This is a genomic window from Bradyrhizobium sp. 215_C5_N1_1 (assembly GCF_052075935.1).
Classification (GTDB): Bacteria; Pseudomonadota; Alphaproteobacteria; order Rhizobiales; family Xanthobacteraceae; genus Bradyrhizobium; species Bradyrhizobium barranii.
Window position 1 is genome coordinate 2,969,694 of sequence record NZ_CP197228.1, and the last position, 14,201, is coordinate 2,983,894.

Below are 14,201 nucleotides of genomic sequence, written 5' to 3' on the forward strand. Positions count from 1 at the left end.
GGTGGCTTCGCGAAGCGAAGCCGGGTGAGGGGTTCTCTCGGCAGCGACGGTGCGGAGAGAGGACCCCTCACCCGGGCGAGGGTGTGGCCAGCGGCGGAGATGCCCTCTCCCACAAGGGGAGAGGGCGCATCGGCTGGCAGCGCGGTCTCGGTTCGAAGCAGGCTCACTCCGCGGCCTCCGCCATGTGTCCGTGTCCGCCGAGATCGACCACCCGCAGCGTCGTTCGCACGCGTTGCGTGGTGCCGTCCTGGAAGCGGATCACGGTGTCGACGGGGATGTCGGCGTCGCCGCGGTAGATCGCGTTGATGATGCCTTCGTATTTCTCGTTGATGACGCTGCGGCGCACCTTTCGGGTGCGGGTGAGCTCGCCGTCGTCGGCGTCCAGCTCCTTGTAGAGCAGCAGGAAGCGCGAGATGCGTTGGGCCGGCGGCAGCGTGGCGTTGACGGTCTCGACTTCCTTCTTGAGAAGCGCGTAGACCTCGGGGCGCGAGGCGAGGTCGCTGTAGGTCGTGAACGAGAGCCGGCTCTTCTCCGCCCATTTCGAGATGATGGAGTAACGGATGCAGATCATCGCCGCGAGCGCGTCGCGGCCGGCGCCTAACACGACGGCCTCCGCGATATAGGGCGAGAACTTCAGCTTGTTCTCGATGAACTGCGGCGAGAAGCGCTCGCCGCGCGAGGTCTCGGCCAGGTCCTTGATGCGGTCGATGACGACGAGCTGGCGGTTCGCGTTGAAATAGCCGGCATCGCCCGACAGCATCCAGCCGTCCCTGATGTCGGCAACGCTTGCTTCGGGGCTCTTGTAGTAGCCGAGGAACATGTTGGGATGCCGCACCACGATCTCGCCGACGCCGTGGACGTCGGCATTGTCGATGCGGATCTCGACGCTGTCGGCCATCGGCACGCCTGTCGTGTCGGGATCGACCTTGCCCTCGGGATGCAGCGTGTAGGCCCCTAACAGTTCGGTCTGGCCGTAGAGCGTGCGCAGCGGCACGCCCATGGCCTGGAAGAACTTGAAAGTATCAGGGCCGAGTGCCGCGCCGCCGGTCGCGGCCGAACGCAGGCGGGTAAAGCCGAGGCGGTCGCGGAGCGCGTGGAACAGGATTGCGTCGGCAAAGTTCGAACGTTTGCCGTCTGCGAGCGCGGCGAGGCCGCTTTTCATGCCGATGTCGAACAGGCGCTGCTTGAAAGGCGTCGCGTCCATCACCTTGGCGCGGACGTCGGCGGCGATGGATTCCCAGACGCGCGGCGCAAACAGCACGAACGTCGGCGCAATTTCGCGCAGATCGTTCATCATCGTATCAGGCTCTTCGACGAAGTTGATCTTCATCCGGCACAAGAGGCCTTTGCCAAGCACGTAGACCTGCTCCATGATCCACGGTAGCGGCAGCACGGAGACGTATTCGTCGTCCGGCCCCTTCGGATCGAAGGCGAGATAGGTCGCGCAATGGCCGAGCACGCGGCCGGCGGCGAGCATGGCGAGCTTCGGGTGCGAGGTGGTGCCCGACGTGGTGCAGAGAATCGCGACATCCTCGCCCTTGGTGGCATCGACGAGGCGATCGTAGAGCTCCGGCTCACGCGTGGCGCGGCCGCGGCCGAGTTCGGCGAACGCTTCCGCCGACATCAGTCGGGGATCGTCGTATTTCCGCATGCCGCGCGGATCGGAATAGATGATGTGCTTCAGCCGCGGCACACGCTCGGCAAGCGCGAGCAGCTTGTCGACCTGCTCTTCGTCCTCGGCGAAAACGACCTGCGCCTCGCCATAGTTGAGGAGGTAGGAGGCTTCCTCGTCCAGCACGTCGCGATAAAGCCCAAGGCTCAATCCACCGATGGCGTGGGTCGCCACTTCCGCCGCGACCCAGTCCGGCCGGTTGTCGCCGATGATGCCGATGACGTCCTCGCGCCCCAGGCCCAATTCGATGAGGCCGAGCGCGAAGTCGCGTACGCGGGTGTGGTAGTCATTCCAGGTGAAGACGCGCCAGAGCCCGAGATCCTTTTCGCGCAACGCGATCTCGTTGCCGTGCTCCCTGGCATTGAGCCGCAGCATCTTCGGATAGGTGTCGGCCTGCGCGACGCGGCCCGCGTAATCCATCATGCCGCACTCTCCTGCGCTGGCGGAGCATCGTCCGGATCGACCAGCACCTCGTCCTCCTCGCCGAGATAGGCGCGCCTGACGTGGGGATCGGCGAGCACGGCGGCCGGATCGCCCTCGGCGATCTTGCGGCCGAAATCGAGCACCATGACGCGGTGGGAGATGTCCATCACCACGCCCATGTCGTGCTCGATCATCACCACCGTCATCCCGAACTCCTCGTTGAGGTCGACGATGTAGCGCGCCATGTCCTCCTTCTCCTCGAAGTTCATGCCGGCCATCGGCTCGTCGAGGAGAATGAGGCGCGGTTCCAGCGCCATGGCACGGGCGAGCTCGACGCGTTTGCGCAGGCCGTAGGAGAGGGTGCCGGCTTGCGCCTTTCGCACCGACTGGAGATCGAGGAAGTCGATGATCTCCTCGACCTTGCGGCGGTGCTCGAGTTCTTCCTTGCGCGCGCCGGTGAGCCAGTACAGCGATCCCGTGAGGAAATTGTTGTTCAGGAGGTGATGGCGCCCGACCATGATGTTGTCGAGCACGCTCATGTGGTGGAACAGGGCCAGATTCTGGAAGGTGCGGCCGATGCCGAGCGTGGGGCGCGCGTTCGGCGTCAGCCCTGTGATGTCGCGGCCCCGGTAGAACAGCTGGCCCTCGGTCGGCTTGTAGCGGCCGGAAATACAATTCACGATCGAGGTCTTGCCGGCGCCGTTGGGGCCGATGATCGAGAACAGCTCGCCGTCATTGATGGCAAAGCTGACATCGGTCAGCGCACGGACGCCGCCGAATCGCAAGGACACGCCGCGCACTTCGAGACTGGTAGCCACCAAACAAATCCCTCCCGGTGATGGCGCATTCAGCGGCGCTCTTCGTCCGTTCCTGTCGGGCGATCCTAGTACGGCCGTGCCGGTGAGGCCATGCAGCTATTGGTCTCGACCGGCGCCGCGCCACTCTTGCTCCCGATCGGGATCAAAAGCCGCATCACCCAAGGTGGTCCTCAATAGGGGAAAGCGCTATTTTGAAATGTCTCCCGCCTGACAATTCTGCGACAAAGTTTTTTCAGGCGGGAGTGGCCTTCATCTTTCGTCGGATGGTGGTCGAAGCGATCGTGTTGCAGTGCAGCAGAGAGATTGGGTGGCGAACGGTGCGGCTGGCTTCGGCATCATGATTTCAGAGGATCAACTGAAGCGGGTCGCCGCCTGGTCGCGCGAGCTCACGGACGCGGAGATCGAGGTCGCCCGCACCGGGATCACGGAACGGTCCTACCGCACCGGTGAGACCGTGTTCATGCGCGGCGATACGTTCAGCTATTGGGCGGGCATGGTGAGCGGCCTGGCACGGATGGGCGGGGTCTCGCGCGACGGCAAGGAGACGAGCCTTGCGGGGCTGACGGCCGGGGCCTGGTTCGGCGAGGGCAGCGTGCTCAAGAACGAGCCGCGCCGCTACGACGTGGTCGCGCTGCGCGACAGCCGCGTCGCGCTGATGGAACGCAGCGCCTTCATGTGGCTGTTCGAGAACAGCGTCGGCTTCAACCGCTTCCTGGTGCGTCAGCTCAACGAGCGGCTCGGCCAGTTCATCGGCATGCTCGAGGTCAACCGCACGCTGGATGCCACCGCACGCCTCGCGCGCAGCATCGCCTCGCTGTTCAATCCGATCCTCTATCCCGAGTCGACCGCGCATCTGGAAATCACCCAGGAGGAGATCGGGGCGCTCTCGGGCATGTCACGGCAGAACGCCAACCGCGCGCTGAACCGGCTGGAGAAGGAGGGGCTGCTGCGGCTCGAATATGGCGGCGTCACCATTTTGGATGTCGAGCGGCTGCGCGGCTACGGGGACTAGCGCGCGTTTGCCGGCGCGTGGACCGGCCAGAGGTCGGCGCGCCAGCGGATCGCGATCGCCAGCATCGCGATGAAGCCTGCGGCGGCGTAGAGCGAGCCCGTCGCGGAATAGCCGATGATGTCGATCAGGCTACCGGCCGCGAGCAATCCGAGCGGCAGGCCGTAGATCACCATCATGCGCACGCCCATGACGCGGCCGCGCAGGTGTGCGCTCGCCGTCCGCATCAGGATCACGGCAGCTGATATCATCGACATGCTCTGGGCGATGCCGGCGAGAACGAGGCAGGCCATCGCCACCGGCATGGTCCTGATCTCGACGAACACCAGCAGCATGGCGTACCAGGCCAGCGTCGCGCCGATGAGAAGCCGGGCAATGCGCAGTCCGCTGACCAGGCTGAGCGTGATGGAGCCGATCAGCGAGCCCACGGCGAAGCTCGCCGAGAGATAGCCGAGGCCGGTCTGGTCGGTATGAAAGATGTCCCGCGCGATGTAGGGCAATAGTCCGCCGGTGAAGGGAAATGCGGTGAGATTGGCCAGGAAGGCGACGCACAACGCCGCGCGCATTCCCGGGCCGTTCCAGGCATAGACGATCCCTTCCTTGAGGTCGCCCAGCAATCGCGAGACCGCGTGGCTGTTCGCCGGAAGATCGCTCGTCGTGACGGTCCTTTTCGGCCGGGTCAGGCAGAGCATGAGAAGGGCGGCCGCGAGATACAGGCAGGCGATCGCCACGTAAACGAGGCCGATGCCGAGGACGGCGAACAGGCCTGCGCCCGTCAGCGCTCCGGCGATGCGGGCGCTGTCCTGGGTCGTGCGCGCAACGCTGATGGCGCCCACCAGTTGCTCGGGCGGCATGATCTCGGCAAGCAGTGCGCCGCGAACGCCGAGATCGGAAGGGCGGATCAGGCCCATGAGCGCGACGATGATCATCACGCTCAGCGGCGACAAATGACCGGTCAGCGCCAGGACCATGATCGTTGACGAGAGCGCCGTATAGGCAAGGCGCATCACGACCAGGAGATCGCGGTGACCCATCCGGTCGCCGATCATGCCGAGCACCGGCGCGACCAGGGTCCCGACGAACTGCAGCGATGCAAGCACGGTGAGCAGCAGCACCGAGCCTGTCTCGACCATGATGTACCAGCCGAGCACCAGCGTCTCCACTTCGAACGCCCACGAGGTGAGCAGATCGGACGGCCACTGGAAGCGATAGTTGCGGATGCGGAACGGCGCGAATGCGGATGTGTTCAAGATGCGATGACGGGTTTCATGGCGATTCCCCCTTGTTTTTGTTCTTCTGTTGGCAGGGTAGCCCCGGCCATGCCCCTGTCAATTGGCGCTACCGCATGCCGCCATGCTTGCCGACGATTTGCGGTGCGCCAGTGCGCCCGCAGCATCGCTTCGTCGCCCAGCCGATACGGAGAGGTTGACCAACCGCCGCTTGCTCTTCCCGTGTGACGAGCCCATGCTTGCCAGGTTCCTGGGCCCATCCGGCAGGTCCGGGAGCTCGCGCCATCGCGGCTTCCGCGAGGTCTTGACCCATGAACTGCTCTTGCTGTGGTTTAGAGGTCCAGAGCGGCTTTGCCTTCTGCCCGAAGTGCGGCACGAAGCAGCCGAACGCGTGCCCTGGCTGCGGGTTTCCATGCGCGCCGGATTTCGCCTATTGCCCGAAATGCGGTGCCTTCGTCGCTGAGGTCCCCACAGGCGGGCAGGCATCGGCGCGGACGAGCCCGACGACGCTTCCGATCCGGTCCTCCTCTCCGCCGCTCGTGCCGACGGAGGACGCTCAAGCCGCATTTCGAGCTCCGTTGGACAAGATCGACAGCGAGGCGAACCGCCGCACCATCACCGTGCTGTTTGCCGACCTCAGCGGCTTCACTGCGATGAGCGAGCGGCTCGACCCCGAGGTCATGCAGACGCTTCAAAACGAATTGTTCGAGGAGTTGACGGCCGCGGTGCAAAGCTTTGGCGGCTTCGTGGACAAATTCATCGGCGATGCGCTGCTGGCTCTGTTTGGTGCGCCGGCGGCGCACGAGGACGACCCGGAACGGGCGGTGCGCGCTGCCCTCGACATGATCGGCCGGACGGCGCGCCTCAGCGAACGCGCGGAGGCGTATGCCGGTTCACCGCTGCTGCTCCATGTCGGCATCAACACCGGGCACGTCGTCGCGGGCGGGCTCGGTGCGGGTGTTTCCAAATCCTATTCGGTGACCGGCGACACGGTGAATACCGCCCAGCGGCTACAGTCGATGGCGGCTCCGGGCGAGGTGCTGGTCGGGCCGTTGACCCACCGTCTGACGCGGCATGCGTTCTCCTATGACTCGCTTGGCGAGGTCTCGCTGAAGGGCAAGATGGGCAGCGTGCTGGTCCACCGTCTGAAGGAGCCGCTCGACACGCCCCGTGCGGCGCGCGGTCTCGACACGCTGGGCCTCAATGCGCCGTTGATCGGGCGCGACGCCGAGCTTGCGCGCCTGATCGGCAGCCTTGATCGCGCGTGCGGCGGCGCGGCTCAACTGGTGCGGCTGGTCGGCGAAGCCGGCATCGGGAAAACGCGCCTGGTCAGCGAGTTCGTCGCGCGCATCCGCGACCAGGATCGATTCGCCGGCGTGGCGATCCGGCACGCGGCGTGCTCGCCGCTTGGCGAACAATCCTACGGCACTCTCGCCGCCGTGCTGCGCAGCGCCTATGGCATCGCGCAGAAGGCGGGGGCCGCGGAGGCGGAGGCGAAGGTCGCCGAAGCGCTGTCGGAGCTTGGCCTCGCGACCGACGAGGCCGACCGCCTGATGCCCCTCTATCTGCACGTCCTCGGCCTCGGCGACCCCAACGCCGCGCTCAGGCATGTTGAGCCCGAACAGCTCCGCCGGCAGATATTCTTCGCGATTCGCACCGTCTTCGAACGCCGCCTGGCACTGTCGCCATTGCTGATCATCGTCGAGGATCTGCACTGGGCCGATGCGGTGTCGCTTGAAGCGTTGCGGTTCCTGATGGACCGGCTCGAGCGGACGCGGCTGATGCTGCTGTTCACGCATCGGCCGATGCTGGAACTGGACCAGTTCGGTTCGAGCAGGATCAGTCACACGACCCTTCGGCTGCCCCCGCTTGGCGACGCCGACGGACAAAGACTGCTCGCGGCCTATTTCAGTCACGGTTGGCGTGAACCGCCGGGAGCTCTGTTCGGTCGAATTCTTGATCGCGCCGGCGGCAATCCGCTTTTCCTCGAGGAGATCATACGCGGCCTGATCGAAGCCGGCACCCTGGAGCGCGACGGCGCGCAGTGGCGGATGAAATCGGATGAAGCCGCCGCCGATATTCCGGCAAGCATTCAGGCGTTGTTGCTGGCGCGTCTCGACCGTTTGCCGCATCAAGTGCGCCGCCTGGCACAGGAAGCCGCCGTGATCGGCCCGCGGTTTGATGCGGCTGCTCTCGGTGCGGCGGCAACCGAGCCGGCAAGGGTTGAAGCAGGGCTCGAGCTTCTGTGCGACGCGGAGATCATCGAGGAGATCGCGGGCGCGAACTCGATTTCGCTGCGGACCTACCGCTTCACGCAAACCATGCTTCAGGACGTGATCTATCAAAACCTGCTTCTGCAGCGCCGGATCGAGCTTCACGGACGGATTGGCGGGGCGCTCGAGAGGCTCTATGGCCATGAGCCCGAGCGCCTCGAAGATCTCATACTGCTCGGACATCACTTCAGTCTGAGCGCGAGCAAGCCGAAAGGCGCGCGCTATCTGCGCGCGGCCGGCGATCGCGCACGCGCCAGCTATGCCAACGACGATGCCATCCGTCTCTACCAACAGGCCCTCGCCGTGCTGTTGACCGGCGGCGAACGGGAGCCGGAACGTCTGGTCCTGTACGAGCGGATTGCGGACCTCTGTGCCGCGGCTGGCCGCCGGAACACGGCCGACGAGCACTATCAGAGCGCGTTGGAGGGGCACCGCGTCATCCAGGACCGGATCGGCGAAGCGCGAATTCTTCGCAAGCTTGGCCGATTGCTGTGGGACGCCGGCAAGCGGATCAAGGCAGAGACGCATTACGCCGAGGCGGCCAAACTGCTTGGAGGGACCGACGCGCCCATCGAGTGGGCGCATCTGTTGCAGGAGCGTGGCCGTCTCGCGTTTCGGACCGGCGATCACGTGGCCGCCGCAAGATGGGCAGACGAGGCGCTCGGCTATGCGCGGTCCGTACCGGCGGACGCGGACGAGCAGGCCGGTCTCGAGGCGGCACGCGCGATTGCGGAGGCCCTCAACACCAAGGGCGTTGCGCTGGCGCGCCTTGGACGACACGAGGAGGCGGTGCGCGAAGTGGAGCAAAGCGTTGCAGCCGCCGAAACCGCCGGCCTCCTCAACGTAGCCTGCCGCGGCTACACCAATCTCGGTGTGCTCTACACGATCGTCGACCCGGCGAAAGCCGTGGAGGTCTGCCGGCGTGGACTCGATGTCGCGCGTCGGATCGGGGATCTCGGCTTCCAGGCGCGTCTTCTCGCCAATTTTGCCGTTGCCTGTTGCACGTTCACGGACAGATGTACCGAGGAAGGGGTGCCGGCCGCCGAAAAGGCGATCGAAATCGACCGTGCACTCGATCAGCGCGAGCATCTCTCCGTGCCCCTGATCGTTCTCGGGCAAATCCATCAATGCCACTTCCGCCCCGATCTGGCCGCCCTCTGCTACAATGAGGCAATCGAGGTGGCGAACGAAACCGGCGAACCGCAGCAGCTGTTTCCATGCTATGATGGTCTCGCCACGCTGAGCCTTGATCGAGGCGACATGCCCGAGGCCGACCGATATTTCGCGCTGGCCCATGATGTCTGCGCCCGCCACGGGCTTGATCCCGCCGGGCTGATCGTGCTGCCATTTCTTGACTAGGTCATATGAAGGAGTTCAACCATGCCAGAACTTCATGTCGATGGACCGCTTCAACCGGGCGATCGCGCACCGAACATCGTGCTGGACGCCATCACAAGGGATGGGACGATCTCGCTCCAGGATTTTCGCGGGCACAGTCCAATACTGATCGGCTTGTTTCGCGGGCTGCACTGCCCGTTCTGTCGGCGCCATATCGCGGCACAGGCGCAACTTGACGCAGCCCTGCGCGACAAGGGCGTCGAAAGTCTCACGGTCGTGAATACGCCCATCGAACGCGCGCGGCTCTACTTCCGCTATCATCCCTTGCCCAATCTGCTCGCCGCGTCCGACCCCGAGCGGGTCTCGCACCGCGCGTTCGGCCTGCCCACTATCGAGTTTACGGAGAACGAAACCGAGTGGCCGCGCAAGGTGGGTATGGACGTCGTCAAGAGCATGCAGGTGGATGTGCCCGGCGAAACGTCGGGGTCGATGAATCGGTTGGCGGCTGCCGAGTACCTCAACAACAAGGACGGTTACGAGATGATGGAGGCCGATCAGCGCATGGCGGCAACCGGCCAGGGCCAGCTGTTCGGCCAGTTCCTGCTCGATCGCGAGGGGGTCGTGCGCTGGACCTTTACCGAGGTTCCCGAAGGCGGCCACCGCATGTTCGGGGCTCCGAGCCCTCAGGAGGTGATGTCGGCCGCCTCGCAGATGGCAAGCTAGGTATCGTCGTCTGGTTGGCGGTGCAAATGCTGCGCTCGACGCGCTGCAACCCGCGGCTTCCTCTCCGCCGGCCCCGTCGCCATCGCGGAGATCGGTAACCGTGTGAAATACCCATCAGCTTGAAGTGGAGCCATTCCTGTTCATAACATTGCAATAACGGAGGCGCACGATGACCAACACCCAAGAGCGGCTCCTGGAAAGCAAGATGACCGAGATTGAGCAGGCCCGATCTGGAGCCCGCGCGTAATCTCGAAATTTGAGACGGTTATCAGGAGCGGTGACGATCTCTCCCTCTACCGGATCAACCCCTAGCGTCGCCGTGATCGCTCCATTACCGAGGCGGAAAGCATTGACCTGTTTCTCCTTGCCACAAGGGGCGGGTTGTTCGAGATGAGTTGGGACGTTGTTTGTCCCCAATCCGGCGACGCGCGCATGCCCGACCAGCAGATCCGATTTCTCGATTTCCTGCGTGGATGGTTCGCGGACTTGCGTTCTTGCCGCCGGGTTCGACCACCACTCTTCGCGCCGACCTCGGTCCCGGTGCCCTGGCCGGCGTCAACATTCAAACGCAGGCTGTATTCGTGGTCTCGGTCGGAGACGAACCCGCAGCCGCGCCGACCGTCCTACGATTAGGATAGGGCGGCGCTATTCGCCTTCGCTGTCCGCCGTTCCGCCTGGCCCCATTGTGATCGACTTGGAGAATTCCGCTACAATCGCGAGCATGGTGATCCGAGCATCATCCTGAAGATCGGAGCGCATTGTGGTCCGTCGATTGCCGTGACCCTCAACGAAAATCCGGACTACTTTGGGCAGACTGTGAATGTCGCGGCGCGCGTACCAGCGCTGGCCGATGCCGGCGAAATCTGCCTCGCGGAAGCGCTCTATGCGGCGCCGGGCGTCAGCGATCTCCTCGCCGGTCACGCCATCGTCGAGTTTGATGCACCTCTTCGCGCGTCGAAGAAAATGCGTGCGTCTATCGTATCGTGCGGGGATAGTATCGTGCTCCGGCACGACCCTGCCGAAGATTTTCACTTCACCGGCACTTTCGGCTCTTCTCCGCCAGCGCTGCCGCCATCGCCGAGATCAGCGCGCGCATGAAATAGTGGTCTTCCGCCGGTGCGACGTCCGTGCGCAGGTCATGCGCGGCGAGTTCCCCCGACACCGCAGGGCCCACCGACGCAATCAGCGTCCGGTCCAACCCTGCGCGCAACTTCGTCTCGCTGCCGTGCGCCTTCGCAGCCTCGATCAGGCGGCGGACTTGGCCAAGATTGGTCAGCGCGATGGAGTCTATCCGTCCCTCCGCCATGTCGTCGACGGCGGCGACGATATTGGCATCCGCCGCCTTGGAATCGTAGACGTAAGGCAACACGGTATCGACTTCGGCGCCTTGCGCGGCCAGCGCGCCGGTCAGCGCGCTGTGGTCCTTGTCCGGATAAAGCTGAAGCCCGAGGCGTCGTCCCTTCAGGTCGAGCTTGCCCAGCATCTCGATCACGCCCTCGGTGGTCGGTTTCTCCGTGGTCTGCTGCGCCTCGAGTGTGATTTCGCGCAGCGCCTTGCCGGGCTTCGGCCCGCGCGTGAATTTTCGCGATTTGGCGAGTGCCGCAACAAAGGCCTGGTCGATCTGGCGGGCGCGCGCGAGCTTCATAAGCCGCCGCAGACCTTCGCCGGTCATCAGCACGAGGTCGTCAAACGGCTTGTCGATGGCGCGGCGGATCCAGGCTTCGACCGGAGCCGGGTCCGGCGCATCCTGGATGGTGAACATCGGGCACTGCACGACCTCGGCACCTTGTTCGGCGAGGAGTTTTGAGAACTGCGCCTCCTCGCGGGTCTCCAGGATCAGGATGCGGGTGCCGGTCAAACGGTCGGCCATGGGCGTGCTCCGGTGCAGTGGGCGCTTCATCCTGCCCCTGGCATGGAATTGGCGCAAGGTCACCAACGATGATATAGCAGGCCATGCGTCAGTTCTGCAAAGTGGCCGCTGTCGCGGTGTCAGTCCTGTCGGCCTATTTCGGGTATCTGTATTTGCATCGACCCGCGATCTATCTCAGGCGAGCTTGGGACGCCCGATTGGTCATGGGATTGCTGGATGACTACTACAAGGAAAAGGGAGAATATCCCCTTCTGCCTGGGAGTGACGTTCCAATCGCACAGCTCACCGAGGCGCTCGCGACCAGCGGCGTCACGTTTCGTTCGCGCGTTAGATTTCGTGATCTAGATGAGACCGCCCGCTACGTATCGAACACAGGGCAGAGCTATGGCTTGCTTTACCACTTCAGTCAGTCTGGCGAGCCCGTGACGTGCATCATCGAGGTCAATGCGCACCAGTCGGGATGGTGGAAGCAGCCGCACCCCTGTCCCTGGTAACGCCGAACTCAACTGAGAGGTTGGCGCAAGGGCAGCGCCGATGATAGAGCAGGTGCGGAATCCAGAGTTTCGTCGAGCCCTCCAAAGTTCAGTCAGCGCCATGCCCGATCACCAATATGTTCTGACCCTCTCGTGCCCGGATCGCCCCGGCATCGTCTCGGCGGTCTCGACCTTCCTCGCCCACAATGGACAGAACATCCTCGACGCCCAGCAGTTTGACGACGTTGAGACCAAGAAGTTCTTCATGCGCGTCGTGTTCACCGCGGCCGATCGTGCGGTGGAACTGTCCGCGCTCCAGACCGGCTTTGCCGCGATCGCCGAGCGCTTCGGCATGGAGTGGCAGATGCGCGACCGCGCCGCGCATCGCAAGGTGATGCTGCTGGTGTCGAAGTCCGACCACTGCCTAGTCGACATCCTCTACCGCTGGCGCACCGGCGAGCTGCCGATGACCCTGGCCGCGATCGTCTCCAACCATCCGCGCGAGGTCTATGCCGGGCTCGATTTCGGCGGCATCCCGTTCCACTATCTGCCGGTCACCAAGGAGACCAAAAGCGAGCAGGAGGCGCAGATCCTCGATCTCGTCGCGAAGGCCGGAACCGATCTCGTGGTGCTCGCCCGCTACATGCAGATACTGTCGGACGACCTGTCGGCCAAGCTGTCCGGCCGTTGCATCAACATCCATCACTCGTTCCTGCCGGGCTTCAAGGGCGCTAAGCCCTATCACCAGGCCCATGAGCGTGGTGTGAAGCTGATCGGCGCGACCGCCCATTACGTCACGCGCGACCTCGACGAGGGCCCGATCATCGATCAGGACGTCGAGCGCATCAGCCATCGCGACACGCCGGAGGATCTCGTCCGCAAGGGCCGTGATATCGAGCGCCGCGTGCTGGCGCGGGCGATCCGTTATCACCTCGACGACCGCGTGATCCTCAACGGCCGCAAGACGGTCGTGTTCGTGGACTGAAGACTTTGCCGCCGAATCATGCCAACGGCCTGCCGGGTTCCGGCTCCGCGAACGCAGCCTGGTCGACGCGCCCGATCCTGGCGGTCCTGATCGGGCTTTCCATTGCCGTTTTCTGCGTCTCCGCCGCAAACGTCTCGAAGGTTTATACCGCATATCAAATCGCCTACGACTCCCGTGCGCTGGCGCCGGCGCTGCTGACGGTCGCGATCTTTGCGCCCGTCTTTCTGCTTTTCGTAGTTGCCGAGTTCAGCCTTGGCTACTTCGTGGGTTTCTATCTCAGCGCCGTGGTGCTGGGTTATGTGTGGCTGACATTCTTCTCGCTCCGCACCTATGACCATGAGACGGCGAGGCTGTCTGCCGCCGCATCGGCGATTGTCTTTCTGCTGCCTGCGCTATTCCTGAGGTCACCCCTGCCGCAGATTCCAAAGCTGTCGGTCAAATCGTTCGATCGCCTTCTTGTGGCCGTCTTCCTGATTTGCGCGGCGACCGTCATCGTCGGGGCGGCCTACAATTTCAGGTTCGTGTCGCCCGGCGAGGCATCAACGATGCGGACCGACGCACTGCCGACGAGCGTGAACTATCTGGTCGGCATGACCTCGGGCGCGCTGTTGCCGTTCCTGTTTGCGTACTGCATCGCGCGGAACGCATTCTGGCGGGCCGGCGCGGTCGTGGTGCTCATGCTCCTCTACTACCCGATTGCTGTCAGCAAGATGACTTTCTTTGCGCCCGCCTGGTTGATCGTCCTGGCCGTGCTCGCAAGGTTGCTCGAGGCGAGGGTGGTGGTTGTGTTGTCGTTGTTGTTGCCGATCATGGCCGGAGTGCTGCTTTTCACCTTCCTTGGTGGCACTGGTCCAGTCGTTAGATTTGCAGGAGTCTATCATTTCATCGTAAACCTCCGCATGTTCGCGGTCCCATCACTCGCGCTCGACCTCTACAACGAATTTTTCGCTAACCACGATGTCACCCACTTCTGTCAGATCAACGCCGTGAAGCCCGTCATCGGCTGTCCCTATCAGGAACAGTTGGGGGTCGTGATGCTGAAATACTTCCCGAACGGCGGGACTTACAACGCCTCGCTGTTTGCGACCGAGGGAATTGCCTCTGTCGGCGTGCTGTATGCGCCGATCACGGTCTTCTTCTGCGGCGTGGCGATTGCTTTCGGGAATCGGGCATCGGCCGGCCTGCCGCCGTCTTTCGTCCTGGTCTCGGCAGCGATGCTCGTGCAGAACCTCCTGAACGTTCCGCTTTCGACGGCCCTGCTGACGCATGGCGGAGCTTTGCTCTTCCTGCTTTGGTACCTGATGCCGCGGGAACCGTCGCAGACGGACAAGGGATGAATTTGCGCTGGCAATTTTCTCCGACTTGCCGCAAGAAGACTCTGTTCCCTC

The 14,201-nt window shown here is 63.9% G+C and carries 10 protein-coding genes and 1 pseudogene; 7 read left to right on the plus strand and 4 right to left on the minus strand.

Annotated features, from left to right (window positions below; all coding sequences use genetic code 11):
- Positions 1-163: 163 nt before the first annotated feature.
- Both AB7G19_RS13925 and AB7G19_RS13930 read right to left on the minus strand, forming a co-directional pair.
- Positions 164-2,095: a long-chain fatty acid--CoA ligase gene (locus tag AB7G19_RS13925; protein ID WP_354130699.1), complete on the minus strand. Its 1,932-nt coding sequence runs from the start codon at positions 2,093-2,095 to the stop codon at positions 164-166.
- Positions 2,092-2,913 (minus strand): ABC transporter ATP-binding protein, encoded by an 822-nt coding sequence (locus tag AB7G19_RS13930; RefSeq protein ID WP_063986231.1) that lies wholly within the window; start codon positions 2,911-2,913, stop codon positions 2,092-2,094. The genes AB7G19_RS13925 and AB7G19_RS13930 overlap by 4 nt, the downstream gene beginning before the upstream one ends.
- Positions 2,914-3,250: 337 nt before the next feature.
- On the opposite strand from AB7G19_RS13930, the gene AB7G19_RS13935 reads away from it, so the two are divergent.
- Positions 3,251-3,925: a Crp/Fnr family transcriptional regulator gene (locus AB7G19_RS13935; RefSeq protein WP_028152011.1), complete on the plus strand. Its 675-nt coding sequence runs from the start codon at positions 3,251-3,253 to the stop codon at positions 3,923-3,925.
- On the opposite strand, the gene AB7G19_RS13940 is transcribed toward AB7G19_RS13935, so the two are convergent.
- Entirely contained in the window at positions 3,922-5,172 is a 1,251-nt protein-coding gene (locus AB7G19_RS13940) for an MFS transporter (RefSeq protein ID WP_441267881.1), read from the minus strand. The genes AB7G19_RS13935 and AB7G19_RS13940 overlap by 4 nt on opposite strands.
- A gap of 290 nt (positions 5,173-5,462) precedes the next feature.
- On the opposite strand from AB7G19_RS13940, the gene AB7G19_RS13945 reads away from it, so the two are divergent.
- The 3 genes and pseudogenes from AB7G19_RS13945 to AB7G19_RS13955 all read left to right on the plus strand — a co-directional run bounded on the left by AB7G19_RS13945 (position 5,463) and on the right by AB7G19_RS13955 (position 10,480).
- Positions 5,463-8,783: an adenylate/guanylate cyclase domain-containing protein gene (locus tag AB7G19_RS13945; RefSeq protein WP_354130701.1), complete on the plus strand. Its 3,321-nt coding sequence runs from the start codon at positions 5,463-5,465 to the stop codon at positions 8,781-8,783.
- A gap of 21 nt (positions 8,784-8,804) precedes the next feature.
- Complete coding sequence (locus AB7G19_RS13950; protein ID WP_354130702.1) at positions 8,805-9,485, plus strand: redoxin family protein; 681 nt, start codon at positions 8,805-8,807, stop codon at positions 9,483-9,485.
- Positions 9,486-9,654: 169 nt separating this feature from the next.
- Positions 9,655-10,480 (plus strand): annotated as a pseudogene (locus AB7G19_RS13955) (DUF5939 domain-containing protein).
- Positions 10,481-10,518: 38 nt separating this feature from the next.
- On the opposite strand, the gene AB7G19_RS13960 reads toward AB7G19_RS13955, so the two are convergent.
- Positions 10,519-11,355, minus strand: coding sequence for a uroporphyrinogen-III synthase (locus tag AB7G19_RS13960; RefSeq protein ID WP_441267882.1), 837 nt, complete (start codon positions 11,353-11,355; stop codon positions 10,519-10,521).
- A gap of 83 nt (positions 11,356-11,438) precedes the next feature.
- Here AB7G19_RS13960 and AB7G19_RS13965 point away from each other — a divergent pair, with 83 nt between their 5' ends.
- The 3 genes from AB7G19_RS13965 (at position 11,439) to AB7G19_RS13975 (ending at position 14,150) form a co-directional block, all read left to right on the plus strand.
- Complete coding sequence (locus AB7G19_RS13965; protein WP_354130704.1) at positions 11,439-11,849, plus strand: hypothetical protein; 411 nt, start codon at positions 11,439-11,441, stop codon at positions 11,847-11,849.
- Positions 11,850-11,949: 100 nt separating this feature from the next.
- On the plus strand, positions 11,950-12,813 hold the full coding sequence (gene purU, locus AB7G19_RS13970) for a formyltetrahydrofolate deformylase (protein ID WP_354130705.1): 864 nt from the start codon (positions 11,950-11,952) through the stop codon (positions 12,811-12,813).
- A gap of 5 nt (positions 12,814-12,818) precedes the next feature.
- Positions 12,819-14,150 carry a hypothetical protein gene (locus AB7G19_RS13975; RefSeq protein WP_354130706.1) on the plus strand — a complete coding sequence of 444 codons (1,332 nt, stop codon included), beginning with the start codon at positions 12,819-12,821 and terminating at the stop codon, positions 14,148-14,150.
- Positions 14,151-14,201: the final 51 nt, after the last annotated feature.